This window comes from Sphingobacterium nematocida (assembly GCF_900168125.1).
In the GTDB taxonomy this organism is placed as follows: Bacteria; Bacteroidota; Bacteroidia; order Sphingobacteriales; family Sphingobacteriaceae; genus Sphingobacterium; species Sphingobacterium nematocida.
Window position 1 is genome coordinate 154,362 of the sequence record NZ_FUZF01000001.1, and the last position, 26,409, is coordinate 180,770.

General features: G+C 40.6%; 17 protein-coding genes. 9 read left to right on the forward strand and 8 right to left on the reverse strand.

Translation table 11 applies throughout. The features are described from left to right. Positions 1-4: 4 nt before the first annotated feature. The 9 genes from B5X76_RS00745 to B5X76_RS00790 all read left to right on the forward strand — a co-directional run bounded on the left by B5X76_RS00745 (position 5) and on the right by B5X76_RS00790 (position 14,487). Complete coding sequence (locus B5X76_RS00745; protein ID WP_079640513.1) at positions 5-1,696, forward strand: RagB/SusD family nutrient uptake outer membrane protein; 1,692 nt, start codon at positions 5-7, stop codon at positions 1,694-1,696. Positions 1,697-1,698: 2 nt separating this feature from the next. Further along, the gene (locus tag B5X76_RS00750) at positions 1,699-3,582 is read left to right on the forward strand and encodes an alpha-L-fucosidase (protein ID WP_079640813.1); all 1,884 of its coding nucleotides are present in this window, start codon (positions 1,699-1,701) and stop codon (positions 3,580-3,582) included. Between the two features lie 612 nt (positions 3,583-4,194). Continuing rightward, positions 4,195-4,791 (forward strand): RNA polymerase sigma factor, encoded by a 597-nt coding sequence (locus B5X76_RS00760; RefSeq protein ID WP_079640515.1) that lies wholly within the window; start codon positions 4,195-4,197, stop codon positions 4,789-4,791. Positions 4,792-4,863: 72 nt separating this feature from the next. Next, on the forward strand, positions 4,864-6,030 hold the full coding sequence (locus B5X76_RS00765; protein WP_176140948.1) for a FecR family protein: 1,167 nt from the start codon (positions 4,864-4,866) through the stop codon (positions 6,028-6,030). Positions 6,031-6,139: 109 nt separating this feature from the next. Then, positions 6,140-9,460, forward strand: coding sequence for a SusC/RagA family TonB-linked outer membrane protein (locus tag B5X76_RS00770; RefSeq protein WP_079640517.1), 3,321 nt, complete (start codon positions 6,140-6,142; stop codon positions 9,458-9,460). Between the two features lie 9 nt (positions 9,461-9,469). Beyond that, the gene (locus B5X76_RS00775; RefSeq protein ID WP_079640518.1) at positions 9,470-10,936 is read left to right on the forward strand and encodes a RagB/SusD family nutrient uptake outer membrane protein; all 1,467 of its coding nucleotides are present in this window, start codon (positions 9,470-9,472) and stop codon (positions 10,934-10,936) included. Positions 10,937-10,945: 9 nt separating this feature from the next. After that, a complete protein-coding gene (locus B5X76_RS00780) occupies positions 10,946-11,788 on the forward strand; it encodes a DUF4843 domain-containing protein (protein ID WP_079640519.1) in 843 nt (280 codons plus the stop codon). Positions 11,789-11,803: 15 nt separating this feature from the next. After that, positions 11,804-13,381 (forward strand): PKD-like family lipoprotein, encoded by a 1,578-nt coding sequence (locus B5X76_RS00785; protein WP_079640520.1) that lies wholly within the window; start codon positions 11,804-11,806, stop codon positions 13,379-13,381. An 11-nt stretch (positions 13,382-13,392) separates the two neighbouring features. Further along, positions 13,393-14,487 carry a TlpA disulfide reductase family protein gene (locus B5X76_RS00790; protein WP_079640521.1) on the forward strand — a complete coding sequence of 365 codons (1,095 nt, stop codon included), beginning with the start codon at positions 13,393-13,395 and terminating at the stop codon, positions 14,485-14,487. A 69-nt stretch (positions 14,488-14,556) separates the two neighbouring features. Here the strand turns inward: B5X76_RS00790 and B5X76_RS00795 are convergent, their stop codons facing one another. The 8 genes from B5X76_RS00795 to B5X76_RS00830 all read right to left on the reverse strand — a co-directional run bounded on the left by B5X76_RS00795 (position 14,557) and on the right by B5X76_RS00830 (position 26,238). After that, positions 14,557-15,648, reverse strand: a complete 1,092-nt coding sequence (locus B5X76_RS00795; protein ID WP_079640522.1) for a TlpA disulfide reductase family protein — start codon at positions 15,646-15,648, stop codon at positions 14,557-14,559. 65 nt (positions 15,649-15,713) lie between these two features. Further along, on the reverse strand, positions 15,714-16,847 hold the full coding sequence (locus B5X76_RS00800) for a TlpA disulfide reductase family protein (RefSeq protein ID WP_079640523.1): 1,134 nt from the start codon (positions 16,845-16,847) through the stop codon (positions 15,714-15,716). Positions 16,848-16,994: 147 nt separating this feature from the next. After that, positions 16,995-18,239, reverse strand: a complete 1,245-nt coding sequence (locus B5X76_RS00805) for a TlpA family protein disulfide reductase (RefSeq protein ID WP_079640524.1) — start codon at positions 18,237-18,239, stop codon at positions 16,995-16,997. Between the two features lie 4 nt (positions 18,240-18,243). After that, on the reverse strand, positions 18,244-19,383 hold the full coding sequence (locus B5X76_RS00810; protein WP_079640525.1) for a TlpA disulfide reductase family protein: 1,140 nt from the start codon (positions 19,381-19,383) through the stop codon (positions 18,244-18,246). Next, on the reverse strand, positions 19,370-20,797 hold the full coding sequence (locus B5X76_RS00815) for a RagB/SusD family nutrient uptake outer membrane protein (RefSeq protein ID WP_079640526.1): 1,428 nt from the start codon (positions 20,795-20,797) through the stop codon (positions 19,370-19,372). Before B5X76_RS00815 ends, B5X76_RS00810 begins: the two co-directional genes overlap by 14 nt. Before the next feature lie 18 nt (positions 20,798-20,815). Further along, positions 20,816-24,139 (reverse strand): SusC/RagA family TonB-linked outer membrane protein, encoded by a 3,324-nt coding sequence (locus B5X76_RS00820; protein ID WP_176140949.1) that lies wholly within the window; start codon positions 24,137-24,139, stop codon positions 20,816-20,818. Between the two features lie 250 nt (positions 24,140-24,389). Further along, entirely contained in the window at positions 24,390-25,529 is a 1,140-nt protein-coding gene (locus tag B5X76_RS00825) for a FecR family protein (protein ID WP_079640528.1), read from the reverse strand. Between the two features lie 115 nt (positions 25,530-25,644). After that, the gene (locus tag B5X76_RS00830; protein WP_079640529.1) at positions 25,645-26,238 is read right to left on the reverse strand and encodes an RNA polymerase sigma factor; all 594 of its coding nucleotides are present in this window, start codon (positions 26,236-26,238) and stop codon (positions 25,645-25,647) included. Positions 26,239-26,409: the final 171 nt, after the last annotated feature.

The following is a 26,409-nucleotide window of genomic DNA, read 5'->3' on the forward strand; positions in this document are numbered from 1 at the left end:
TCTCATGAAGTTTCCTAAATTAACACTATATATAGCATTAGCTAGCGTCAGTTTTCAGGGATGCAAGAATGATAGTTTCCTTGATCGCTTTCCTCAGGATCAGTTTAGTGATCCGACTTATTTTCAATCTGAAAATGATTTGAAACTCTATGCAAATAAATTTTATGACAACCTACCTGTTGCTGCGAGTTTTGACGCCGACAACAACTCGGATGTTATGGTGCCGCGAACGCAAAACAGCCTCTTAGGAGGTAGTGTAAGTGTACCTAGTGCTGGAGGGGGCTGGGCAGCTTCGGACTGGCTACTGATCAGGCAGACCAATTATTTTCTAACGAGATACCAACGTGCAGCTATCTCTAATGCGGAGCGTTATGCAGCTGAAGTACGTTTCTTCAGAGCGTTATTTTACTGGCAAAAGGTGGCAAGATTTGGAGACGTCCCACTCCTACTTAAAGATCTAAATGAATCATCACAGGAGTTGTTTGGAGAACGGGTAGACCGCAGTATAGTAATGGATCAGGTACTGGAGGATTTACAATTTTCCGTGACTAATCTTCCAGAAAAAGGTACTCAAGAAACAGGAAGGTTACATAAGGATGCGGCCCGAGCGCTGCTATCCCGAATCGGTCTATGGGAAGGCACCTATCGCAAATATCATGGTCTCACTAACCAGCAGGGTCCCTTGCAGCTTTCGCTGGAAGCCTCAGAGCAGCTCATGCAATCTGGTAAATACACGTTATATTCTACCGGTAAACCATTAGAAGATTACTATAATTTGTTTATCCAACAGGATCTAAACGGAAATTCGGAAAATATCCTGCATCGTCCTTATATTAACGGTATCAATACCCAGGGGTATTCGAGAACAGCCACAGAAAATAACACCGGTGTCAGTAAATCTTTTGTGGAGCAGTACCTCTTTACAGACGGAAATCCAATAGCGACAACATCGTACAGTTATAATGATGCGCATCCGGCTTCAGAAGGTAGTAATCGTGACCCACGCTATATCCAGACCATTGCAACACCAGATTTCATTTGGCGTAAAGGCGCCGGTGTAGCAGAGCCCCTCAAAACCGGTTTGCCAGCAATAGGAACATCACGTACCACTACAGGCTATTGGCTTATCAAAGGACGTTCTAGCGACTTAGCTCAATTTAACGCAAATCAATCTGATATTGATGCGTTTATATTTCGATTTGGCGAAGTACTCTTAAACTTCGCAGAAGCTAAATTCGAACTACAGGGAACCCTCTCCCAACAAGATTTAGATAAAAGCATAAACTTATTGCGTGAACGTGTCGCTATGCCCCATCTGCTCAGCGGTGTAACCGCCGATCCAAATGGACTTGATTACGGTTATCCTATTCCAGCATTGTTAAGAGAAATACGACGGGAACGCGAGATAGAGCTTATCGGTGAGGGATTACGATTTAACGATATACTACGATGGAAGGCAGGTAAGCTTATTGAAGGATCTAAATCCATAAAAGGAATGAAGTTAACAAGTCAGCTACGAAACGAATATCAACAGAACGGAACGGATGTATCAGCCGTAATAACAGACGCGCAAAATTATATCGTAACTTATAACAATATCACCAACAACCGGACATGGGACGATAAGTACTATTTATACCCGATCCCTGTGGACCAAATAAACCTTGCTAAATACATTCAAAATAAAGGATGGTAACAATGAAGAAAAGATATTTATATTTACTCAACTTTTTATTTCCGACATTATTGATTGGACAATCGGCACCGGCGCCCTATGGTGTATTGCCTTCAGAAAGGCAGTTGCGCTGGCACGAAATGGAGCTGTATACCTTGATTCATTTCACTCCTACCACATTTCAGAACAAAGAGTGGGGATATGGAGATGCAGATCCACAAATTTTTAATCCGCGTAGATTCGACGCCGATCAGATAGCCAAAGCAGCCGCTGCCGGAGGCTTTAAAGGCTTGATATCCGTCGCCAAACACCACGATGGCTTTTGTCTTTGGCCTACCGCAACAACAAGCTACAGTATCGCCAGTTCACCCTGGAAAAATGGTAAAGGAGATATGGTACGCGACTTTAAGGACGCAACTCTTGCCCATGGAATGCAATTTGGCATATATCTTTCAGCCTGGGATAGAAACGATACTCGTTACGGCACCCCGGCATATGCAGATGCATACCGCGAGCAGCTTACCGAATTGATGACAGGTTATGGAGATCTATTTACCTCTTGGCACGATGGTGCTAACGGAGGTGATGGATATTATGGCGGCAAAAAAGAGAAAAGAACGATCGATCGTAGCACGTACTATGCGTGGGAAGAAAAAACTTGGCCTATTATAAGACGCTACCAACCTTTAGCAAATATATTTTCTGATGTAGGCCCTGATATGCGCTGGGTGGGAAATGAGCATGGTTTTGCTGCAGAGACCAGTTGGGCTACCTTTACGCCAGAAGGAATTGATGGACGCCCGCCTGTACCTGGAGATTCAAACTACAAGCTATCTCCCGAAGGTACACGCCATGGCGATTACTGGATACCTGCCGAATGCGATGTACCACAGCGACCAGGTTGGTTTTACCATCCCGAACAGGATGAAAAAGTAAAAACACCAGATCAACTTTTTGAGATCTACCTAAAATCCGTAGGCAGAGGTGCCAATATGAATTTAGGACTAGCCCCAACTCCTGACGGTTACCTGCATGAAAATGATGTTAAATCGCTAACCTATTTTGGCCGCAAGCTAGCAAAGACCTTTGAGGCAAATCTAGCTAAGGATGCAAGCATTACAGCGAATAACATACGAGCAAATGCTGAACAGTATGGTACGCACAATCTATTGGATGATGATCGCTATTCGTATTACGCCACGGACGATGCTGTCGTAAATCCTATATTGGAAATCAACTTACGCACGCCCAAAGAATTTGATATTATTCGCCTAAGGGAAAACATCAAATTGGGACAACGCTTAGATAGCGTCGCCATAGAAGTCTTCGAAAATGAAAAATGGGCTCCATTGGCCAAGGCGACCAGCATTGGATCTACCCGTCTTATCAAGTTTAAAAAGCCCATACGCGCGACAAAACTCCGTGTATATTTGTATGCACCAGTTGCACCGGCTTTAAGTGATTTTGGATTATTCAAAGAGTACAAAGAGGATTTCAAATTTGATTATTCCGCTCCAAGCAAGGTTAAGCTTCCATCATCCAGTTTTAAACTACGGAATAAAAAATGGAATATGGCGGTAGATAATAACGTCCAAACCTTTGCCCAAGTAAACGATAAAAAGGAAGAAATTGTCTTTGCACTGAATAATGCTATATCGGCAATTGGCTATCTTCCTAGGCAAGACGGTAAAAAAGAAGGAATGATTACCAAATTTTCTTTACTCATAAGCGATAATGGTAAAACTTGGAAACCTTATCGAGAAGGAGAATTTTCAAACATTCAATCCAACCCTATCGAACAGATTATTTATTTTGGTGCACCGTTGAAAACAAAATACATCAAATTTATTGCGAAAGAAGCCATAAGCGATGTCTTAACAGCGTCAGAGATTATTTTATACCGTTAAAACCCAGAACGGGACAGTTAAAAGCCGCTTGGTCATTTAGGACCAAGCGGCTATCATAACCTGACTATTAGCTATAGTACTTCATCTGTTTCTTTCCTCGGACTCAAGATGAGCTGTGATATCCTGTTCTAAACAAATCAGATCCACATCCGATGCTTGATACGCCAATGCTTCTAGCATCTATCCGGAGCGCAGTTAGTAAGTCTTAAGTTCGAACTGAACATTCGAATCAGTGCAGTATTTGGTTCGATATATGGATTTAGCAAGGTGATGGTAAGTTTTCGCATGGGCTGTACCAATCTGCGAACTTTTTTTCCAAACAAAATTGTGAACTTGTAATTCTACAAGTAATCTGAGAAGCGTAGATAAATGACCCGCAGCTTCGTCCTGTTCCAATAGTTGCATTCTAGCGTATAACTATGTTTATAATTGATCTGATAATGTAAAATTATGATAATAAATTGGAAATTTGTATACCCAAAAATGGTTATTTTTTTTTTGCAAAAAAATAACATGGAAGCGGGTAGCTGCAAATTCATTTTATCTGAGGACGCATTTTATATTGCGTATAAAGCTGAATTTATGTAGGTTTGCGAAAACAATGATTCCTAAATGAGTCAACTGGACACACTTACGGACCAGCAGTTGGTTGCAATATGGCCGCAACAGCATGAGCCTGTCTTTGCCGAGATCTACAATCGGTATTGGGATAGGCTATTGGCAGTTGCTTACCATAGGTTGGAGAACCTGCAAGATGCCGAGGAATGTGTACAAGATGTTTTTTGTAAATTTTGGGCCGTACGTTATGAATTTAAATTGAAAGGTAAAGATCTAAGTTTTTATCTAGCGCAGGCTATCCGAAATCAAATTTTCACGTTTCTAAGGCGAAAATATCGCATAAAAGAAGAAAATAAAGCTTTACAAACTCAGGAACAACAGATCAATTTCTTAACCCCTGAGAGGCAATTTATCATTGCTGAATTATCGAAAAAATTTGACGAGGCCATAGAGGATCTACCACCACAATGCAAGCTAGTTTATTTGCTCAAAAAAGATGAAGGACTTACCGTCAATGAGATAGCCGAACGTTTGCATATTTCGATCAATACGGTTAAATCACATCTTAAAAAGGCGAATAAGGATCTGCGTAAAAACACCGAGTTACTTACGTTAGTAGTCTTTGTACTTTCTCTTTTGCAAAAAAAGTAATTTTTTTTTCTTTCGACTCACCCCTTTGTTCGTTTTCGTGGTCTTTAGTTGTGATCAAAGTGAAAAATGGTTATGAACAGCAAAGAACGTATTAAATTACTTATAAACAAATTTGAAGAAGGGCTCATTGACGAAGACGAATTTCGAGAGCTAGTGGAATGGTACAATAGTTTTGACGACAGCGAAGCGATAATTAGTACCCAAAAAGATATTCAAATTACGGACATCAAGGAGCGGATGTTCGATAACATCTTGAAACAAGCAGATATCCCCAGTAATGGTCATCTTAAGGTTAAAAACGTTAAGCGATTGTATTACAAATGGAGCAGCATAGCAGCAGCTATACTATTGACAATTTTAGGTATCTGGTGGAGCTGGCAGCAGCGTCACCATAGTATTGAACAGATTGATAACACATCTTTCAACGAAACAATACAGCCTGGCACGAACAAAGCTACTCTAAAATTAGCGGACGGTACTATGGTGGAGTTACGCGAATTGGAAGGGGGGCTTTTAACAGATGAAAAACTTCAATATGCGGACGGAACGGAGGTGTTAGACCCACATATGAAGTCCGCACTCAGCGAAAACATGTGGCTTGAACTGGAAACCCCAAAAGGTGGAACGTATCGAGTAACGCTAGATGACGGCACACAGGTGTGGCTTAATGCCGGCAGCAAACTTAAGTATCCCGCACATTTCGACCCTACAGCAGACCGTCTTGTTGAAATACAAGGAGAAGCATACTTCAAAGTCAAGTCTCGTCTAAATGCACAAGGCAAAAAAATACCATTTCGCGTTAAAGCTAATAGACAGCTCATCCAAGTAATAGGAACCGAATTTAATGTCTCGGACTATTCCCACCTAAAATATACCCATACGACACTGATTGAGGGTAAAGTATCCATCGAAAACCTCAGTAGTTCGGTGCTATTAAAACCTGGTCAACAGTGGCAGCAAAGTAAAAAGGGGACAAGCATACAGGAAGTCGATACCGAAAGTGTCGTCGCATGGAAAGAGAATAAATTCAACTTTGCCAACAAGTCTCTTGAAGATATCTTAGATGAGATCGCATTATGGTACAATATAGAAATTGAATATCAATCTACTGTGCCACATGTAGAACTTGTGGGAGATGCCTACCGAAATAGCGATTTTAACCTTATCCTTAGGCTCTTACAAGTAGCAAAAGTAGACTATACACTCGATACTTCTCATCGGAAACTAATCATTAAATAAATAACTTAAAGCAATGGTCCCACGTAGAAAATTACCTCCGTGAAAAGAATTGAAATAACTTCTCACAACTAACACACTTGGTTTTTCGTACAAAAACAAACCTAATTAAATGAATAAGATATTAAGAAATATAAATTTAAGGTATTATTTTGCCATTATATGGATTGCCTTTTGCCTAAGTCACAGCTATGCACAAAAAATTACGTTCTCGGGCCAGAATATACCTTTAGAAAAAGCGCTTGAGGCTATCCGAAAACAGACAGACTATACTGTATTTGGTAACAAAGCTGAAATCCAACAAGCAAAAAAAATTAGTATTGAGGCCGACAATATGGAGTTAAAAAATTTTCTCGCGGCTATTTTTGCAAATGAACCTTTTCAGTATAATATCGAAAATAAAGTCATATCACTTTCGAAAATTTTACAGCAGCCCAAAACAAATTCCCCTTCCAAAACAGGCACTCAACAACGCTCCATAATAGGAACAGTGGTGCGCAAAGACAATGAAAAACCTATCCCCAATGCGACTATAAGAATTAAAGGTACATCCTATCAGGCAAAAAGTAACCCCAATGGTGATTTTGCCCTTATATTCCCATCGATGGATGAAAATCCTACCGTAGAGATAAAAATTTTAGGCATGAAGCCATTTGAAGTTCAGCTCGATCTTAGTATCAATCCATTATTAGTAGCGAGGATGGAAGAGGCGCAGCAGGAAATTGATGATGTGGTGGTGACGGGTATTTTTAATCGGAAGAAAGATAGTTTCTCTGGGGCATACGCCACCTATACCGCCGAGCAATTGCAGATGGCGAGCGCTTCCAATGTGTTGGAAGGTTTACAGATCCTGGATCCTTCATTTCAGATTGTGCAGAACAACAGTCTAGGATCGGATCCCAATCAACAACTGAATCTCGAGATCCGAGGTAAAACCAGTGTCGCTGCACTAGACGATGCTTTTGGCACTGATCCCAATCAGCCACTCTTTATACTCGATGGTTTTGAGTCTACCATGGAGCGTATTCGCAATATCCCTATCGACCGATTAGCATCCATTACCATATTAAAAGATGCGACCGCTACGGCATTATACGGTTCCAAAGGTGCCAATGGTATCATCGTCGTAGAGTCTAAAAAACCTAAATCGGGGGAATTAATTTTCAACTATAGTGGTAGAATGGATGTAGAAATTGCCGACCTGACGGATTATAACCTGATGAATGCTGCCGAAAAGTTACAATTTGAGCTTCTGTCCGGCCATTATGGTAGAGTTAACGAAAATGGACAGATTACAAACAATAACAATTTAGAAAGAGAACAGGTGTACTTGGATCGCCTCAAAGAAGTAAAACGGGGGGTAGATAGCTACTGGTTGAATGAGCCGATTCGCACCGGGATCGGTCAATCACATAATTTTAGCTTGGATGGCGGAGATCAGTCTTTTCAGTATAGTATAGGACTTAATCGACAAGTCGTACAGGGAGCCATGAAAAAATCCGGAAAAGAAGTGACTGATGGCAATATCAGTCTGATCTATCGCAAAGGCAAATTTTCTTTCAACAATGTCCTCAATGCACGCTATGTGGTAGCAAATAAAGAGCCCGTTTCGTTTTTGAGCTTTGCACAGGCTAATCCTTATTACCGCAAATATAATGAAGAAGGAGAACCGGATAAATATTTAGAAAATATTTCGAACGATGTGCGCTTCAATCCATTATATGATTTCAATAATAACAACCTTTCGAAAACTGATGGTCAGGAAATTATTAACAATTTGAGTGTCGAATGGAATATTCTTCGAGGATTACATCTTCGTGTAAATGCAGGTTTATCTCAATTCCGTAACAGCGGCGAGATCTTTCGCTCACCCAATAACAGCGAATATGCGACCAGCCCGATGCGCGAAAGAGGCAAATACACGGAATCAAAAGAAAAGTCGCTAAACTATAATGGTAGGGCTACCCTATCGTATGGCAATACCTGGAATAAACATACTGTTAATATAGGTAGCAGTATGTCGTTATTTCATACCCAAAGAAATAACTCCCAATATAGTGTTCAAGGATTTATTGATGATAAAATCATCAACCCACAACTCGCACTCACCTATGAATTAGGTATATTACCATCCTATCAAGACCTCCGTAACAGATCAATGGCCGTGTTGATGAATACGAACTATGGCTACGACGGCCGGTTTCTCGTTGATGCCAACTTAAGTGTCGACGGCTCATCGCTCTATGGCTCGAACCGCAATTTCACCAATATCTATAGTATCGGCGGAGCGTGGAACCTACACAGAGAGGCCTTTCTAAAGGACGTAGATTGGATTGACCAGCTGCGATTACGAGCATCGTATGGTAATCAAGGCAATCAAAACTTTAAGGCGTATATAGCCATGCAGATCTATCAATATAACACGCTAAATGCTAATCCATTCGGATCCGGATTAAGTATTAGTAACTTTGGCAATCCGGACCTAAAATGGCAAAGAACCTATACACAAAACTATTCTGTGGACTTCAAAGCCTTTAACGATCGCTTGCGTATCATGGTCGACTATTTCCTAAAAGATACGAATCCACTTTTGGTTAGTGTAACCACAGCTTCTTCCAATGGCCGAGATGTTTCTATTCAGAATTTAGGTGGTCTGATGACTAAAGGAGTGGAAGGTATATTAAGTGTTGCTCCTATACTCAAACCTCAGTTAACTTGGCGCTTAGATTTAAATCTTAGCCACAGCAGGTCCGAATATCAAGATATAGGCAACAAATTGGACAACCATAATCAAAAAAACCGAAATAGAAGTATGATACGCTTCTACGATGGTGGCAGTCCGGATGATCTATGGGCCGTACCATCATTGGGTATAGATCCATCTACAGGAAGAGAGATTTTCTTAAACCGTTTTGGCGAAGAAACTTTTGTTTTCAACTATCAGGACGAAGTTAAAATCGGGAATTCCAGAGCACTATTCGATGGCAATCTGACCAGTACCTTCTTCTATAAAAATTTTAACTTAATGGTCAGTTTTGGTTATCAGCTGGGCGGTAAAACTTTTATGAACACGCTCTATAACAAAGTCGAAAATATCAGTTCAGCATCGCTACGTCATAATCAGGACAAGAGGGCTTTATACGATCGCTGGCAACAGCCAGGCGACGAGGCCTCCTTCAAAGCATTAAGCTTACAGTCTAGTACGCCTATGTCATCTCGGTTTATACAAGACAATGATGTGTTGACATTAGATGTCGTAAGCCTGTCATACAGAACAAGCACCTGGTCGTGGTTGAAGCAAATACGCGCGCGGAGTATGAACTTTGGTGTAGGATCCAATAGGTTGATGCATCTCTCAACCATTCGTAACGAGCGGGGAATTGATTATCCTTTTGCTCGACATATCAATTTTAGTTGTGGAATAAGCTTTTAGATAAAAATTATGATAAACAAGAAGATATCACTACTCGTCTCCGTAATCTTATTGCTGATGAGCAGCTGCCAGAAATGGCTTAAAATTACACCTACCGATCAGTTTTCAGCTTCCGAGCTGTTTACCAATAAGGACGGTTATCTGAAGGCACTCAATGGTATATATGTCGATATGACCGCCTCTAGGAGTTATGGACAAACCCTAAGTGTTGGCGCTATTGATGCCTTGGCACACTATTACCACATCAACAGTAGTACCCATAATTATTATGAGGTAGCTAGCCATATTTACACGGACAGTACCAGTATACGGATTTTCGATGGTATATGGAGCAGCTCCTATAAAATGATAGCCGATGCGAATGTACTGTTGGAAAAAACACCAAATTCGCCGGGAGGCATTCTCCCACAACCCTATTATTCCATTGTCAAAGGCGAAGCATTGGCTCTACGCGCATTTTTACACTTCGACCTTCTCCGCCTTTTTGGACCAGTATGGACTGCAGACAAGATTAATGTTCCTACCCTTCCTTATGCACTTCATTCCGGAACAGACCTACATCCTTTACTTAGCCCCAAAGAGTATTTGGATCAGGTCATCAAAGATCTGGAAGAAGCTGCCCGTCTTTTGGCAGACGATCCAATACGATCTTCGGGTGTACGGCATGAAGAAAACCCTACGGGAGACAATTCTCTTTATTTTAGACAATACCGTCTAAATTATTATGCCGTACAGGCCTTGCTTTGTCGTGCTTACCAATGGAAGCAAGATCGTGAAAAGACCTATTCCCTAGCGAAGGACCTTCTGTCTGAAATTAACCCTGGTCCAAACAGCAAGTTTCCTTTTGTCAGCAATGCCAACGCTACGCATAATACGCTAAAAGACCGACTTTTTTCTACTGAAGTTATCTTCTCCCTATACACGAACAATAGAAACAATTTGTTTAACTCGACTTTTAGTTCCATCCTACCCAAGGTGCAAAAATTAACCTTCAATTTGGACAACAGTGACTATAGTCGGGTCAGGGAGCTTTATGATGATGAAAATGATTACCGCGAGGATATATGGCAGTTACGTACAGACAACAGTATTACCTCGCTCACCTGTACAAAATTTGAAGCCATCGCCAATGCGCCGGGGCAATACATGATGCCTTTGATACGGCTCAGTGAAATTATCCTGATGCTTGCAGAGTCCAGTCCATTACAAGCAGAGGGAGTAGAATATTTAAATACAGTTAGAAGGAGTCGTAACGCGGTAAACCTAAACCCTACAGACCGCAATGCATTGCTGCAGTTTATTTCCAAAGAATTTAGGAAAGAGATGATCGGTGAAGGGCAGCAATTCTATTATTATAAGCGAACACAACAGGCGAATCTTCCTCGTATAGATCGACTTACAGGCACCGCCACTATGTTTCTTCAAAATTATGTTATACCAGTACCGGATAGTGAAATCGCTGTCCGTTCCAATTAAAATTGCGCAATGAAAAAGAAATTTTTAATCTATTTGAGTTTTCTGCTTTGCATTTTAACGAGCTGTGAAAAGGAAAAAATGCAGTATATTGGCCCTGAAGGGGTATACTTTGGCGTACGCGACTTTGGCAATCTCGTAGATAGCACAGGCCCCTTTCAAGCGAGTTCACGTGTAGATTTTTTGGTAATGAACACAAGCCAATATACCTACAAGATGCCCGTACTTTTGGCAGGACCGGTAAAAAACTATGATCGGCAGTTTAAAATTACCGTGGATTCTGACTCAACAACACTTGAAGCAGGAAAACATTACACTGCAATTAACGACAGTTATACCTTACCGGCAGGAGCCCACCGTACCTGGGTTAATATAGAATTCTTTGCTACATCGGACCTGGATTTAGTTGAAAAAAAATTAGCTTTAAAGATTGTAGAAACCAATGATTTGAAGCCTGCGTTCAAGATGTGGGATCCACCTGCTGATATCACAGGATCCAAGCCCGCCGAAAAAATAGATGCAAGCCGTCATACCATCTTTGCATCCAATATGATGGTGACGCCCAATGCTTGGCTGGGAAAAGCGCAACCCAATGGCGAAGAATTTAATGCCCTTGGCGTGTTCACCCGTCGTAAGATGGAATTTATTACGGAACACCTTGGAGTAGCTTATTTCGAATTTTTAGATACAGAAAAGATGTCACTATTGAGGATGACACTCATCGGTCAACAACTTTCCAGACTATTAATACAACGCTTTGATGCTGGAGATCCGGTATTGGAAGAAGACGGGCGATTGATGTACGCAGGAAGTGTGCCTTGGAAAAGTTATGTTGGTGTACCCTATAAACCCTAATTATTACAGACCCATATGAAAACAATGAACACGAAATATAGCTTAAATCCCTCACTGGGTATGCTAATAGCCGGATTCTTACTGGTGCAGAGCTGTGCCAAGGACCTGGGTAACTACAGCTATCAGGATATTAATGAACTGGAAATAAGCAATTGGCAGAATAACTATTCTGCACTAACGGATATTGACACCTTAAGGATCAATCCTACCTTTAGCTCCAGTTTCAATATAAATGATACCGCTAATTATGATTTCCGCTGGGTTCTCAAAGAGGGAGTATTCAATCAGGACACCATTGGTAGAGCTGCCCATCTTAACTTCCCGGTACATATACAAACAGGAAATTACAACTTGCAATATCGCGTAACCGATAAAAACACTGGAGTAACATTTGTCAAAACAGCCAATCTAACTATAGGAACGCCTTATAACCGCGGTATTTTACTCACGGGAGAGGATATGGAAGGTAATGCCGAAGCCGCGATGTTGTCGATGATTAAGGATACCATTTATATTGACGAAATGGTTAAAAAATCAGGTATAGATAGAACATTGAAAGGAGCGAAACATTTCTTTTACGGTGCTGGGATATACGACGGGCACAAGCTCATGTGGTTTACGTCAGAAACAGGTTCCTACTATCTTGATCGTAAGACTATGAAATCTACTCCTATGAATACGTTTTCCAATTTTTTATTACCCACTGATCCCATAGAAATACAGAAAGAATACCTTGAAATAATGGCTCCCCAAATCATTGATAACGATGGTAAAACCGGGGACGAAAGTTATAAAATTGTGCTAAGCAATACAGGGAATATTTATACCACTTACACCAGTCTTAGTGCAGGTATGTTCTATAATCCTGTAAATCGTGTCGCTAGCAATTTTGATGAACTACTCCCCGCTGCCCCTTATCTCATGTATCCTATGGGCAGCATGAGTTCAATGATGTGGTACGATACTAAAAATGGCCGGCTTATGAATATCACAGGTTTCATTGGTATAGATCAATCCACTTACCCAATTGACAAAGCTGGTGATCCATTTTCCTGGGATGTAAGTTCGGAGGGAAAAAAACTACGTTATGCAGAAAACACGTTCAACAAAGATGGCGGATTTAATAACGGGAATACCTTTGCCGTGGTGGGAAATGCACTCGGGGTTAGCAATATCTATAAATTTCACGCCCGTGGAAGCAACCCTATAAAACTGGCAAATTATCCTGTTAAGCCCCTGGCATTATATTTTGATCAGGCTACGCAATATGCATTTAGTTCGACACGAACAGTAGTCTTCTACACCTACCAAAACAAATTGTATGCCTACGACTATAACCCTGGTAACGAGCGTTTTTACGAATTAAATCTTTTCCCAGGAAAAGAGATTACGATGATCAAATTCGACACCCAGCAAAATCCAACCCAAAACTCGCTGTATGTGGCTACCCATGACACCCCAAATGGGGGAACTTTACAACGATTTGTGTTAGACGCTGACCCTAATACAGTTCGACTGAATCCTGTGCTGAATGCTAAATGGGAGAATCTACTTAAAATAAAAGACGTAAACTGGAAAGCGGAAAGATATTAAATACTAAACTGATGATTAAAAAAAACAAAACCTTGAGTTTAATAGCCCTTACCGGGCTATTGAACATCTGCAATGCTCAGGAATATAATTTTAGTATCAAGGGGAGACTCTCCGACCCCACACTTGAAGGAAAGGCACTTGTATTGTATTGCTCTGGTTATAGAGATACCGCGGTGGTAAAAAACCAACAATTTGAATTCCCCGCCGTTAAGCAAATCGGCAGAGTGAAGCTACAAGAGCTGAACAGGATAGAAAGAAACTATCTGACAGAATTTAAGGAACCCATTGTAGCCAATTTTTATGTAGATGGCACATCAACTCAGATAAAAGGATACAACTTGAGTGCTATAGAGGTAAGTGATAATAAGCTGCAAACAGAGTACAAACAATTACTCCACGGCATTGAAGAGGCTTTACAGTTAATCCCGAATGCTACACAACTGGAAAAATGGGAAAAGTCGAACAGCTTATTGCTTGACTATATGGAAATACATCCGGAATCTTTAGTTTCGCACGGACTATTTATGGATTTCTTTGATATTGATCATATGAAATCATTTCGCATTGCCCATATAAAACGCGTGCAAAAGATATATCAAGCCCTGCTTGTTTCACAACCGAAGAACGAATCACTTACATTTTTAGCATTCTTTTTGGAAGGTGATGCTAAGGTGCTTGAAATTGGACAAATGGCGCCCAACTTCAACCTTCAAGATACAGAGGGAAAAAGCACAAGTTTATCGGATTACCGTGGCAAATATATCTATTTGGATTTTTGGGCATCATGGTGCAAAGGATGCCGAATGCAACATCCTCTCTTACGCAGATTACATACCACGTATAAAAATGCCCCACTAGAAATCATCTCCGTATCCTTAGATGCAGGTGCAAACGCCCGGGAAAAATGGCTAAAAGCTATCCAAGATGACAAGCTTTCCTGGACCCAGGTTGCTGAGCTTAAGCGTCCCTCGAATGTGCAAAAAGCCTATGGTTTTATGGGAGTACCGATGAATTATCTCATCGATCCCGAGGGTAGAATTATGGCCCACTATTTACATGGTGATTACTTAGAAACCTACTTAAAAACAATTTTCAGCTCTTTATAAAACCCATATTAGCCTACAAAATCGCTTCCTGTAAAAGAAGCGATTTTTTTTACTCAATAACCGTATTATCTAATTAAGTAATGATTTTAACGTATTTTTTAGATTATCGCCTTTGAGATCTATCGCTACGATTTTGCCCTGAGGATCTATTAGAAAATTTGCTGGTATACCAAATACCTTATATTTCGTCTTCGCCGCTTTGTTTAGATCCTGATTATCTATCGCATTATCCCAATCCGAAGTATGTGCTTCTACGGCCCGCAACCATTTATCATGATGCTCAGGACGATCGACAGATATCTGTAAAATGTTGAAATTTTTATCCTTATAGGCCTGATACGCCTCTTTCATAAAAGGTATCTCTTTAATACAGGGCTTGCAATAATGAGCCCAAAACTCCACAAGCACATATCTGCCCTGATAGTCTGACAGGGATATATTTGCTCCGTTAACAGATTTTATCGAAAAATTAGGTGCCAAAGATCCTATACCAAAGCTTTTGATCTCTTTAACTTTATTCATTAATAAATTGTGATATCGCTGCTTGATGTTTGGACCTAACGTATTATAGATTGCCTCTATCTTCTCCATATTGTTTGAAACAAAGTAGGGTGTATGCAGTGACATTATCATCGGTAAAGCCACAAATGAGGAAGGGTTTTTCTCAATAAAAACAAGGCTCAGACTATCTTCTAGATTTTTTATAGCGGTTGCTGATTGTAATTTTCGCTTCGCAATGGTACGATCTACAAGTTTTTTAAAGTCTAGATAACCATCATTCGATGGAGTACCTTTTACAACCACATCTGTAAAATCTCTCCCCTTAAAACTTATTTCTCCTTTCTCTACAAAAATCATCTGACTTGCAGGGATGATTATTTTATTGGTATCACCGGTTTGTAGGGCGATCTGCATCAAGCTATCTTGATTCAGGGACAAAGATGTGTAAATAGGTTGCTTCACCTTTCCAGTAAGTACAAACTTACCCTTTTTCACTATAGCTTTAATCTTTTGCTGGTCCATATGTATATAAATTTCCCGCCCTTCAAACCTAGGATCTGTCAGCCTCCCTTTGATGGTAAATTGTTCCTGTGCATATGAATAGTTGCTGATAAGCAGAGAAAACAGCAATGTAGAATAAGTGATTATTTTATGATTCATTTTTTAATTGATTTAAAAAGGACTGCCAGCGGTTTGAGCAGTCCCCTACCATATAGTTTGTTTGATTAATTGTTTGGCGATTGATATAATTTACCGACAAAATCATAAAGCTTCTGCCCTTTCAGGTTTATTGCTACGACCTTGCCTTTTTTGTCCAATAGCACATTTTGAGGTACAGACCGAACGTTGTATAGTTTCGCTACCGGTTCATCCCAATACATTAAACTAGATACGTGGTACCAAGGCATACTATCCGCTTCGATTGCTTCCAACCATTTTGCTTTATCCTTATCTAACGATACACTCAGCACTGAAAAGCCCTTATCTTTGTAAGCATTGAATGCTTTGACCACATTGGGGTTTTCCTTGCGACAAGGGCCGCACCAGCTTGCCCAAAAGTCCAATAATACGTATTCGTGTTTAGCCAAAATATCCTGCATGCGCAACTGTTTACCTTCTGGGTTTGTAGACGTAAAATCAATGTAATTGGTTAATACAGATAATCCTTGCGCTTGTTGGAGAGCGGTTGCTATCTCTTTCCCAATCACTGTCTGACGAAGCGATGGACTTAAAATCTCAAAATAGGCGATTTTCTTATCATTTTTTATGCTATTATTATTTAGCGGGTGATTTCTAAACGATAGCAGTGAAACAATAGACTTGGGATTGTCGGTCATAAATTGAAATATCAACTCATTGTTGAGATTAGTTGCCTTTGCGACTTGATCATCAACAATTTTGAAATATTGATTTCTTTCACTCTCGTCTTTAATCGCGAATCCTTTGAAAAAGGCTTTGGTGAGCTGATAGGAATTTTCTTTTATTTGTGTAGCTAACTTATGATATGCTACAACGTCTGCATCCCCCCTAATCTTCGCATTATGCAGGGAATCGGTGCTGCTTATCTTTATTTTACCATTTTTAAGCAATAAACTTACCCATTCTAATTGTTGCATATCTCCCGATCTAATCTCTGCGATCGACGGGCTACTAAGGTCTCCTTTAAATTGGAAATTACCCCGTTGTACTAAGGCACTATCTTTCATTAATTTGTTGTCAACGGCATAATTTAAAAACAATTTTTTACCATTGTACTTTTCGGGCAATTTTCCTTCTACCTGAAAGTGTCCCATTTGGCCAAGTGCTGCAAGTGGCGCAAGGAACACGATAAGTGCACATAACTTATTTTGTATGTTCATAATTAATTCTTTACTAATAAAGACTCCTGTTTTTGAAAAGAGGGTGAGTGTATATAATAAAAATTAATAATCTGCTAGGCCTAAAAGACAAAAAGGTTGTCCTTAGACAACCTTTTCTGTAACATAAAAATAAAATAATATAAAGGGTTAATTGGCTTCTAGTAATTCGGCTATTTTGCTTTCAAGTTGGGCTGCACTGGCTCCTCCCTGGTATACCTCTATTTTATTCAGGTTTTTATCCAGCAATATCTTGGTCGGAAATATGGCAATAGTGAATTCCTTGACGGCGTCAAAAGATTCAACCCCCTCGTTGTTCAAAAGCTGAATCCAGGTCATTTTATCTTGTGTTACAGCCTTTTTCCATTTTTCGCGCATTACATCCATTGCTGCTGGCGCTTCCTGCGAAACGCTGATAATCTCCAACCCCTTGTCCTTATATTTGGCGTACATCTCCACTAACTTGGGATGCGAAGCCCGGCAAGGTAGACACCAGCTTCCCCAAAAATCCAGCAAAATATATTTTGCATGCATTTTAGATAGGTCATATGGTTTACCATCGATTGTATTTTTTTGCAACAGTTCCTTGACTTTAGCAGCGTAGTCCGATCGGCTTGATGCAAGATGCTCTTCTACCCGACCTTGCAAACGGACAATATTTGGTAAATCCTCTTCAAACGAACCAATATCGGTAACTGAAAAAACGCCTATCTCTGTTGCTTTGGCTAGGACATCAAATGCCTTATGAGGCTCATCCACGCACGATAATGCCAACGCAAATTGATAAGAAAGCGAACCTTTAATCCCTTCAGATGACTCATTAAATTTACAGGTCAGATCTTGCGGAAAATAATTTCCCTGTGCTTTGTACCAAGGCTCAATATACCGTATCCATAAAACTGGATTTTCCATAACTTTTGTCGCACGTACATATAAAGCCACCAACTCAGAATACAAGTTGATTTCGTCATTGCCCCAACGCTGCAAGAGGAGAAGACTATCCAGCTGTGGGCGCACCATGGCCACAAAATTACTGGAAGATGTCTTTTTGGCTAGGATTTCGTAAGCCGATGCGATGGCGATACGTCGCATGGTCGGAGCCCTCATTTTTGAAACCCAGCCCTGAAATTCTGCCACCTTACCTTGCTGTGCAAAGTAAACAACAAAATCACGTTGCATCCCAGCAATAGTAAGCTCCGCATATTTTCCTTTCAAAAATACAGGCTCTTTTAACAAACGGTGATAGATATCAAGCTTGGTTTGATAATCGCTTTCATTTCGAAAGCGCACTTTTTCGGCTACGACAGCAGTCGAATCCAAAGGAACATGCTGCGCCCACAACGGCGAAAAAGCAATCCCTAATAATAGTAAAGAGGTAAAAATATATTTTCTCATCAGATTATCGTGTTAATGCAAGCTTGACAGCTTCATACAATTTGTCTCCACGCAGTCCTCTACCGATTATACGGCCAGCCGAATCCAATAGGAAAGAATCTGGCACACCACTGATACCGAATTGTTTGACAATCGGTTCATCCCAATACTTAAGACTTGAAACGTGATACCATGGCAACTGATCCTGACGGATTGCATTTTTCCATGCCGCCTCACTACGGTCTAAAGAAACCGCTATTATATTAAAACCCTTGTCATGGAATTCGCCATATACTTTTCTCAAATTTGGATTCTCCGCACGGCATGGCTTACACCAACTGGCCCAGAAGTCTACTAAGGTTAGTCTACCTTTAGCTTTGACCTCTCCCAATGTCAACGGTTTTCTAGATGTATCTAAAGAAGTGAATTCTTCTAGAAGGGTGCCCAAACTAGTTTTCATACCAATCCGAAAACTTTCGGCAATAGTTAATCCTGCTTCGGTTTGCTTAACAGATTCATTTAACCCTTGAAATAATTTGAATACTTCGGCATTCGAATAAGAAGTACCATCCAATTGCTTAATAACCTCTAGTGCTATCAAAGAGTTAGGATTTTCAGTTATAAATTTCTGGCATGTAGCTCGAAAATCTTCAACTAAATGCTGATTCTCTTCTTCAATCTCATCTAGATCTTGCTTACTACCACCACTTCGTAATATATCCTGAGCTTTAATTCTTATAGCTACCATTTTCTCGCGGAGTGGATTGACTTCCTTTTTAAACTTTTCAAAATCCATGGTAGTGGCAGGGCCTGTAATCTGTGCTAACCGCAAAGAGTCGCTATGTGTTATGAAAATCTCCCCCTTATCAATATAGAAACGGCAGTGATCTTTTTGCTTGTTTTCTAAAGGGGGCTCATAAGATAACCCAACCTCTACTGGAACCACAAAGCTTCTTTTATATTTGAACTTACCATTTTTAACCAAAATAGTGTCAACAATGAGCTCACCCTCGGATAACATTCGAAACACAACATCGCGCGTTTTGGGCCAGTTTTTGAATGAACCTTTGATAATAACTTCTTGATCCTGACCATGTACTTGACATATAAAGAGAAGGCAAAGTATACTTAATAAAATTCTTAATTGTTGCTTAATAACCATCATTTTGTGTAAGTTTAGTATTCAACTCTAAATCATTTAAAGGGATAGGGAAATAGGCATCGGTCTCTTGGATATTAGGTTTACGATCTCCAAAGAAATCTTTCAACGATATCCCGGAGCGTTTGGCATCAAACCACCGATGTCCATTCTCGGCAAATAACTCCCGCATACGTTCTGCATATATAAAATCAACTAGCGCTGCTTTTTGAATAGTAGGCTGCATTACCGCTAATGTCTGAAAAACCGCATCAGCATCGGATTTAGCTCCCGCACGCATACGAATCCTATCGACGTCGGCCACAGCTTCTTCGAGTTGCCCCAGCTGTGCACGAGCTTCAGCACGTATCAGAAAAAGTTCTGCTAATCGTAACGGTGTGGAAGCTTCTTTCACCGCATTCGCTTCGGTATTGCCCGTTAAGCGCAATTTACGTGGTGCCCGTGTCCCAGCAGCTGTACCTGTCCCCAGCTTCATCCACTCCGTCAGGCGCAGATCTGTAGTGGCAAATTGGCTTATAAAATAAGGCGTCAAGCGGTAACTCGGATTGGTATAAATGGTCGATCCACTGGACATCAATGACGCTTCAGCCGAATATAGGTTACTTCCCGGATTATCCAACTGCCAGATGGCTTCCCTCGAATTAGCTTGAAATGTCTTTAACAAAGGTTCTAGTACAAACGCATCCGAATTAATTACATCAGTTGCTTCTTGTGCGCTCTGCTCCCATTTCCTTTGGTATAAATACACACGCGCTAATAACGCCTTCGCTGCCCAGTGATTCGTCCGAAAGCGTTTTCCTACGGCCGGGGCTTCTGGTTTTAACAATTTAATTGCTTGTTTCAGATCTAGTTCCACTTGCTGGTAAATAGTCTCCTGCGCTGTTTTTGCTAACTGTGAATGTTGCGTATGTTCCGAACTTAGGGGCATCGGTACATCCTTAAAAACATTTGTTAAATAGAAGTAAGACAATCCGCGGATAAACAAGGCCTCGCCTGTGAATTGATTTTTCTTAATGTCCGGGAGCTTATCCGACCTATCCACCCCTTCAATAAATCGATTACATTGATAAATGTAAGAATACCATGCTGCCCATTGTTGCGCGGTAGCACTTATCTCTGCATTGAGATTATTGTCGAGGATCAACTGTTGATCTGCACTATAAGACGGGCGGATTAGCTCATCTGCAGACATCCCTAATAATCCGCCCATATGACCAATTAATGGGCTAATTTTACCTGAAAAACCACCTGCTGTCATACTTTGATAAATGCCCCGCAAGGCCGCTTCCGTCGTTTCTTCACTTTCAAATACCTTTTCAGCATCGTAGACTGCTGACGGAATTTTTACATCGATCATTTTTTCGCATGCCCCGAGTAGCAACAAAAGAGCTAATGGGGCTAATTTAATATATCTTGTCATTTTGAATAGTATTAAAACTTACAAACTCAATTGTAAACCAAACACGTAGGTTCTCAAAGGTGCAAGTCGATTAATAAATACCGTTTGGGGATCATTGCCACGGAAAGGGGAAAATGTAAAAAGGTTCTGTCCCTGCATAAATACATTCATTTGCTTTACTCCAGATTTCTTTATCCATGTATTGGGTAGCCTATACATCAATTCCACTGTCCGTAGCCGGGCGTAAAAAATATTATCCCATTTGGCATCCGAACTTGAGCTCGCGTAGTTACCTGTTAACGAATTGGAGGATGAACTGTTGGTTGTGAATCGTTGCACATCGGTCATATCGCCTTCCTTTTGCCATCTGCGTAAGACATACGTGGGCATATTCTTAATCCCCCCTACCGGATCATTCTGGGGAATGGTTCGCCAGTTCTGTGTCCATTGTTTCGTAAAATTGAAGAAAAGACTCAGGGCAAAATTTTTGTACCTAAAGTCATTTTGCATACCCCCATAAAATGAAGGCTCTGTATCAAAATTCGGTGATAAATCACCATTCAGATTCGTCACCTCAAATTTGCCACTGCCATTCAGATCTTCGACCTGATACAAGCCTGTCGTAGGATCTACACCTAAAAAATTTCCTATATACACCAAATCCAAAGAACGACCGATGATGTAACGGTTGGCATAACTGGAGTTTTCTAAGTCCGGATAAGCAACCAATTTATTACTGGGCAAGGTGATATTAAATGATGTACGCCACTCAAAATCTTTTCGCAAAAAGTTTTTGCTGCTCCATGTCAGTTCAAGGCCTTGATTCTGCACCACTACATCTTTCAGGTTGGCAGTTACCGTATTAAAACCAGATGTATAAGCCAATGGATATTGCACCAACGGATCGTTGGAGCGGTTCCTATACCATGCTGCACCAAAAATAATCCGGTCTTTTATAAAACCTAAATCTAAGGCTACCTCTAATTTTTTATTTCTTTCCCAATGTAAATCCGACTTAAAAAGTGAAGTTGGAGACAAAGCCAACTGTCCACCGTACGTCGGCCCCCATACATCGGAGCTATATAAATCCCGATATTTATAATCACCGATTTTATCATTTCCGGTTATACCGTAACTTGCTCTTAACTTACCGAAGCTTACTATTTCATTGAGCTCTTTAAAGAAGGACTCATTACTAAATATCCAGGCAGCACCTAAGGCGCCAAAATTGGAGAATCTATAATTCGGTCCAAAGCGACTCGAACCATCGCGTCGCCACGATAAATTAAGCAAATAAGAATTGTTTAAATTGTAACTTACCCGACCAAAGAGGGCGGTATATTTGTACTCACTATCACCACTACTGGGGTTAATAAAACCACCGCTCGGAATGCCGATCAAGGTACCTAGAAAGTCATCACTCGGATAGTCTTTGATCGAGAAGGACATCCTATCATTCCTTTGATATTGTATGGTACCTCCAAAAAGCCCCACAAAATTGCCGATTTTGGTATTCTTTTTATAATGAAGCTGAGGTTCAAAAATCCAGCTGCTAAATTCTGTCTTTCCAAACTGCGACATAGCGGAACGTGTATCTAGCGGGTTTTGAGCAGTTAGCGGAGTGTTTCGGATTTCATCTGTAAAAGTGCGGTTGTAACCAATGCTAGCTTTCAATTCCAAAGATTCCAGCACTTTATATCCCATCAATGCGTTGCTCATTAGATTGCTAGTCTTGGCACTGTAAGTCTTTAGCAAGCCTGCCAGTGGATTTTCAGTTTTGATATCTCCTTCATTCCAAGCAATACTACCATCCTCATTCCACAATTTATAGTGTGGTGGCAGTGTTAAGTAAAACGCTAAATCAGTGCCTGGAGCCTGATTGTTCGTAAACGAATAATTACCTCTAAAGTCCGCTGTAAACTTTCGATTCGGTGATGTAGCCGACGCATTAATATAGCCATTAGCCCGTTTGTTGGGCGCTAAATCAGTAAAATTAGGATAGACGTCCGACTCCCGGAAATAAGACCCACCGACACTAAATCGTGCAAACTCAGTTCCACCCGACATACTTCCTTCGATAGTCGAATATGCCGAAGTTCCGCCGATCAATTGATCAACCAAATCATTACGCGTTGTATCCCAGAGCAGGATATCGTACGCATTAGCATTCGTCATCGCTTTATTGTCATTGGCAAAAGCCTCTCTACGCATCATCAAATAATCTTTCGTAGATAACAGATCAGGTTTTTGGGCTTTACTAAAACCGGTTACCGCCCGCATATTAACAGACATACCACCGGCTTTACCTTTTTTTGTCGTGATAATAATGACACCTGAAGCTCCCCTGCTTCCATATATAGCTGTAGCATCCGCATCTTTTAAGACGTCTATGCTTTCAATATCACCGGCATTGATAGTGGCAAAAGGACTCAATCCGTTCAAACTAACACCGGATATGGCGGAGGTCAGGTTGTTTAAGTTTTCGTTGCCACTGGCCATAGGTACACCATCAATGATAATTAGTGGATTTTCGTCTGCGCCCACTGTACCATCAATCTGTGTGCGGCCGCGTATCTGCAATTTTACCGTCGAGCCAGGCACACCACTGGTCTGGTTCACAATCATTCCCGGTACACGGCCTTCCAGCGCAGCAATCGGATTCATAATAGGCGTACGGCTGATATCTTCTCCACTGACAGTGATTACATTACCTGTATTCAAGCGCTTGGAGGTCGTTCCGTAGGCAATCACCTGTGTTTCATCCAACGTAGATTCTGTGGGACGCATACGAATAATCATATTTTGGCTGCTCACCTGCAGTTCCTGTGAGGTGTAGCCCAAAAACTGTACGATGATACGATCACCATTTTCGACACCCTTTAGTACAAATTGTCCGTGCTGATTAGCTACAGCTCCTTGTTTGCCATCTTTCGTACGTACAGTAGCTCCCGCCAACGGTTTGCCTGTTACATCAACTACTACCCCTTTTATTTCGTTTTGTTGTTCTACCCCATTGTCCGATACCATGGTTACGGGGCGAACAGCATGTGAGGTCTGTAGTTTCTGCGGCACATGCTCCAGCACAAAAATTGTTTTATTTTCAATTTTATACTGTAGTGGCTGATTTTGAAAAATCTGGCGCAGCGCTTCATCCATTTCGGTAGATCTTAGGTCTACCGTAACAGGTTTCGCCTTGCGCAGTATCTCGGCGTCTACCACAAAAGCGAAGTCGCTTTGCTGCCGCAACCGCTTTATGACAGTTACCAAGCTCTCTTTCTGTGCGCGTATAGTGACCTGCTGTGAAAACCCGGCACTAAAGGCGGTAGTAGTGAAAACCAATAAAAAACATAGTGTTAATTTCATAATCCTCCAGATAAGATAGGATGTATTATCGTATTTCATGAATTCATTTGTTGTGATACACAACCAATAAGGCAGTCATGCATATGCGGCAGCATGTTGCATATAAAGGATTTATCCTTTAGATTTGTATCAGTTGGTTAATTATTAAATTAGTAAATCTAGCAGATTTCATTGATTGACTACCTACTGTTATTACCGGGGTTGTTAGCGCAACCCCGGTTACTTTTCATAGGTAGACATAGTTGGTTTATTATCGCACTATAATCCTCCTTCCTTGAATTTCGAATTTATAATCACCAGCTTTTTCCAGATCCTTCAATACCTGCGACAGCTTTCTATCACGAGGTATTTCAGCAAAAAAACTCGTATTTTTAAAACGCTCGGGGTATACCGTTTCGACATTATACCAGCGTTCAAGCTGTTCCATAATATCCGTCAACGGCACATCGTTAAATATAAAAACGTTCTGCGTCCATCCTATATAGTCACTGACCATTACCTCCTTTACATTTATTTCACTTTTCGAAACCAGAGCTTGTTGTCCAGGCTTTAAAATTACCTTTTGCTTCACATTTCTATTTTCTAGTTCCACACGACCTTCCAATAGCGTTGTAATAGATTTTTCTGTTGTATAGCTATTCAAATTAAATTTCGTACCTAAAACTCGGAGCTCTTGCTGGCCGCTATGTATGATAAATGGCTTCTTCGCGTCGTGAGCGACTTCAAAATAGGCTTCGCCCTCCAGCTGAATTTCCCGTGTATTGCCAAACTGCTGCGGATAGTAAAGTTTGGAAGCTGCATTTACAAAAGCCCTCGTTCCATCGGGCAACGTAATTCGATATTGTCCCCCTTTGGGTGTTTGGAGTAAGACACGCGAACTTCCCAACGTCGAAACAATTGATCCACCCTCCGAATAACGAATCCCCTTCTCGTCATTTATTATTCCTTTTGTATCCTTATTCAGGGTATAGGTAGACCCATCGGATAATATTAAGGTGGCTTGTGTGGTCCCTGGCTCAATATCCTGGCCTTTTAGGCGATTAACTATTAGGGTGTTATTAAACAAATACAGAAATGAAAAGTAGCCAACTAAGAGAATAATAGCCGCGGCCATGTAGCTATACAAAAAGCGGTATTTTTTAGATCTGTGATGACCTCGCGTATGGATCTCCTGAATGTGCTTATCGACTTTTTGCAAGGTAATATCTAGATACAATTCATCGATTATTAGGTCATCCTGCTCCAGCTGGACAGTGATTGCTTGCTCTATAAGCGCTTTATCTCCTTCCGTAGCATCCATATAAAAAAGCAGTAGCTCAAATTCAGCTCTACTGAGCCTATTCTGTGCGTACTTTTCGAGTAGTAACTGTAGCTGATTTTCTTTATCCACTTTTTTTCATTTACATATATTACGGAGGAAGCGCAAAAACCAATACCTGTTAAAAAGAAAAAAAAGAACAAAAAAAACAACACCTTGTACTTCAGTAACTTTAATTTACATTGTATTAAGTTCCGGATACGATACAAGAAGCGATTAAGAGCAAGATCAGGGTCGAATTTTTATCGTAATTTTCCAAGATAAATCGGTTAGCTTTTGTGATATGCGCGTTGACCGCCGCTTTTGATATTTGCAACTGCTTACTCACCTCTTCATAGGAATGTCCCTCCAATTTGCATAGTTTGAAAACCAATCTACGCTGCGGCGGTAATTGCGCGATGGTACGCATTAATTCCTGATCCGCCAACACCTGCTTTTTAATAAATTCTGGATGCTCGAAAAATGACATGTTTTCCCATACCTGTTCCAACAAACGCTTATCGCTGGACAGCTTCCGAAAATAATCATGGACTAGATTGGAAGCTATTCGGTGCAAATAAGCCTGAAAAGATTTTTCCACATCAATATTTGTCCTATAGGTCCATACCCGGACGAATAACTCCTGAAGTATCTCCTCCACTTCAGTCCACGATTTAAGTAACTTATATAAATTAGCTGCCAATCTACGTTTATGCAGATTGTAAAGGATTTCGAAAGCATGCTTATCTCCTTCTTTTAAACGTGTAATTAACAAACTTTCTCTATCTGGGTTTATTTCCATTGGCAACTATGAATTTACTTGGCTAAATAAATAAATATTTGCTTGATTCACAAATTATTAAACAGCAAGAACCAAGATTCCACAAGGATATTGCAATACTACCTAATTTAAAATCCCATATCTAGCCCAGATCATTTCTATCCTATTAAAATTTAAAACCATCTTTTAAAA